Here is a 3373-nt window from a genome sequence, read left to right as displayed (position 1 = left end):
CCCAGCGTAAGCGGAATGGTAATGGCAAAAGCTGCCAGGCAGCCGGTAGCCAGCATAAAGTGAGCGATCCAGCGCTTTTTGCCCCTGGGGTAAATGAAATGCTGGAACAGGAGGTTTTTGATGGAATCTATTATTAGCGTGTAGGCGTGCACGAAAAAAGCACCGGTAAAGATCAGCTGCCAGGTACGCCTGAAATACATGCGGGTGGGCGGCCGTTGCAGCCATACACAATAACGGTAAATAACGCCGAACACGGCAAAGAGGGTACCAAATAAATAAGCAATTAATGCCGGGTCAAAATTCTGCAGCTTCCTGGACCCGTAAAATGAGATCACCACACAAAGCAGGGTAACAATAATTGCAATAAAGGCGGCTTTTTTGTTGAGAGAAAAATACATAGGCACCTTTTTATGGTTATCCGTAACAGAATAATGACGTTACTTTTTCTTCACCGATGCAAGATCAATAAATAAACCAATCAAAACAATGACCCAGGTCAGTAAAGCTAATATAACAAATAATGCCGAAATAGGTTTAATGAAGGTAAAGCCCGTTATGCCTGCATACGTATAAGTACACACGCCGTACATGCCAAGGGGAAACACCATTGACCAGTACTGGGGATCGTACTTTAACGGCACCCGGGCAATAAAGTGGCGGTAGGCGAACATCAGGAACAGCAGGGGGATCCACCAGCTGGCAAAAGCCCAGAAGAACATCGTGAACGACTGTATGAAACCGGCCCATTCTTTTAATTCTTCATGTACGCGGGCATATGCTACCAGGCGGGAACCTGCCAGCGTAATGATGGCTACGGCGCCCATGTTGATCCAGTACGGAGGCGTAAGCGTTTCTGCTTTCATGCTGAAGAAAAGCCAGCGGTAAAGGATGAGCCCAATAAGCACAAAGTAGAACATGCCGCCTGTCATATACGAACACAGCGATATAAATGCGATGAGCCAGTGATACTGGCTGCTGTTGGCAATAATAGCGCCCAGCACAGCTACCGATTCTGTGGCAACCACTATCAGCAGCCAGGCGCCGCTAATGCTTTGCTGCAGCGCAGGCTTGGGCTCTTTGAGGATATTGACCAGGAAAAAAGTGTAGAGGATCAGCGCCCAGAGTATAAACCCGGCTATCCATAATACCAGCGCCAGATCCATACGGCCGGTAATAATAGCTATCTGGCTGCCCAGCACATTAGTACCTGCCACCAGGGTCAGGAATGTTACGCCCCTGGCGGAATGGTGAAGATCGTTCCATACAACCTGCGGATATTTCACGATCCGGAGAATAAGAATGGTCCAGAGCAACAGGTAAAAGAATACATTCAGGCCCAGGAAAATACCTGCTAACAAGGCATACTTCCACAGGAACATACCAATGGATACAATACCGGTGGCCATTACCAGGGCAAAATAACCGGGAAAGAAATTTTCCAGGGAAGTGGCCATAACCGGCTGGCCGGGATGTGCGAGCTGGGCTTGCGGCATGCTGAGGGTTTTAGGTGTATTAAGACCGTTCAATGGGGCTGAACGGCACTGCTACCGTAACATCCACCTCTTTTGATTCGCTGAGCTTATGCAGCTCCAGGATAGTGCTGTTACCGGTTTCCCGGTACATAGGCACAAAGCGGCGGTTGAAATGGATCTCTTCGTACGTATAAGAAGTGCGCTTTAATACAAAGTTGGAGAACACATCATCAAAGGCGCGGATAAGCACATAAATTTCCAGGTCAGCGGCCTTCAGATCGTCCTGGTTTAATCCCTGCAAAGGGCTGTTCTCATCTATCGGATGCACTACGGTCCAGTTCATGGGCAGGTTCTGGATCTTGCTGCGCTCCAGGGGCAGATCATAGAACTGGTATGCGGTTTTACCATTTTCCGTTACCAGCAATGCCGCGGTTACCTTTACCTCAACATCCGTAAGCGTATGATTGTTCTTATAAGATGCAAAACGGAACATCAGTCCCATTTTATCCTGGAAGGGCGCTATTGTAGCGTAATCACTGAACATGAGGAAAGCTTTGGGCTTGGAAAAACGCCCGTAGATCAAACCGGTGAATACGGCCAGGTACAGGAAACCGTTCAGGGCTTCCAGGGAGGCTACCAGGTTGGCGCCATCGCCAATAGGGTTTACGCGGCCATAACCTACGGTGGTAAAGGTTTCTGTGCTGAAGAAATAGATCTCTTTGAAAACCTGCCACTTACTTTGCCACATAATACCTACAAATTCATGCGCACCTAACACCAGGTAAATAGCCGTGTAAATAAGGTTAATGGAAAAAAAGAACAGCAGGATGGCGCAAAAGAATTTCAGCGGGGACAGGTTAAGCATGAAGTGATAAAGGCTCATGCGCTCCCAGTAAGGGCGGCCTTCTTTACGCAGGTTAAAGGTACCATCCTTGTTTACGAAACGGCCCACAGAACCACTGGAGCTGTTGCCAAAACCAGTATCGTTGTTTATTTTGGAGAATGGGTTGATGCGGAGTGCCATACAGGAAAATTGTATGGCAAAACTAAGGGTTAGTTTCTATATTTTCTACGCAGCCGTTCATCCATACTGATACTGCCCGGCCCCATAATAAATAATGTGAACAGCATCAGGAAATAATACAGCGGGATCTCGAAACCATTATCGCCTGCGCTGAAACCATTGGGCCAGTGTACTGCAAAAATAGCTACCAGCATTACGATCATTAAGGGGATGGTAATAAGGCGGGTGGCCAGGCCCAGGGTAAGCAACACTACGCCTGCGGCTTCTGTGGTAGCGGCCAGGTAAGCGCTTAGCGTAGGCATGGGAAAGTGCATGCTGCCAAACCATTCCCCAATGGCGTTAATATCAGACCATTTCATTTTGGCAGGTGTGTAAAAACCATATGCCAGTATGAGCCGTAATAGCAATAAGGGTATTGCCCTGGCTTTTTCCAGGGATGCCGCCGTGCGGGCGTAGGATGATAAGATGCTCATTCGTGTTTGCTTTTAAATCCGATGATCAGCCGGTTCTCCAGCGATTGTGTGATGAAAGCATGCGCCGCAGCCCGGATCTCCGGGCTAAGCTGCAGCTGCCAGGCGGCGCAGCATTGCCGGATCAGGGCATCCATGGTTTGCGGGCCTTCCTGCAATATTTCCAGCATGGCTACCAGCGCGGGCGAAAGGTTCATGAAATTCACCTCCCCGCTGTCGGGCTTGCGGAATAACACCAGGAAATAATCGCCTTTATCAGCGGGCGTGAGCTGTTTAGCCGTTTTCAGGTGAACGGGGTATTGGAATTGCTGTAAATGATGTTCGGGATTCAGCACTAATTCATCTGTTGAAAGATCGCCTATGGTGGTGTAAGCGGCCGGCCTGTCTTCCATCATAAACAGCTCCAC

5 protein-coding genes are annotated in these 3373 nt (G+C 48.8%); all 5 read right to left on the bottom strand.

Going from position 1 to position 3373, the window contains the following annotated elements:
* Positions 1 to 398 (bottom strand): hypothetical protein (locus tag VIM87_RS19690; RefSeq protein ID WP_331998655.1); only part of this gene is annotated, 398 nt, incomplete at its 3' end.
* A 39-nt stretch (positions 399 to 437) separates the two neighbouring features.
* Positions 438 to 1493, bottom strand: coding sequence for a tellurite resistance/C4-dicarboxylate transporter family protein (locus VIM87_RS19685; RefSeq protein WP_331998654.1), 1056 nt, complete (start codon positions 1491 to 1493; stop codon positions 438 to 440).
* A 19-nt stretch (positions 1494 to 1512) separates the two neighbouring features.
* Entirely contained in the window at positions 1513 to 2496 is a 984-nt protein-coding gene (locus tag VIM87_RS19680; protein ID WP_331998653.1) for an ion channel, read from the bottom strand.
* 29 nt (positions 2497 to 2525) lie between these two features.
* Positions 2526 to 2969, bottom strand: coding sequence for a DoxX family protein (locus VIM87_RS19675; RefSeq protein WP_331998652.1), 444 nt, complete (start codon positions 2967 to 2969; stop codon positions 2526 to 2528).
* A partial coding sequence (locus tag VIM87_RS19670) for a hypothetical protein (RefSeq protein WP_331998651.1) occupies positions 2966 to 3373 on the bottom strand: 408 nt, incomplete at its 5' end. The genes VIM87_RS19675 and VIM87_RS19670, both read right to left, overlap by 4 nt.

This window comes from Chitinophaga sp. (genome assembly GCF_036569125.1).
In the GTDB taxonomy this organism is placed as follows: domain Bacteria; phylum Bacteroidota; class Bacteroidia; order Chitinophagales; family Chitinophagaceae; genus Chitinophaga.
Note: the sequence above shows the minus strand (reverse complement) of the source record. Positions and strands in the feature narration are given on the sequence as shown.

Coding starts and splice junctions, on each gene's coding strand:
- VIM87_RS19685 (WP_331998654.1), bottom strand. CDS start 1,493: ATGCCGCAAGCCCAGCTCGCACATCCCGGCCAGCCGGTTATGGCCACT.
- VIM87_RS19680 (WP_331998653.1), bottom strand. CDS start 2,496: ATGGCACTCCGCATCAACCCATTCTCCAAAATAAACAACGATACTGGT.
- VIM87_RS19675 (WP_331998652.1), bottom strand. CDS start 2,969: ATGAGCATCTTATCATCCTACGCCCGCACGGCGGCATCCCTGGAAAAA.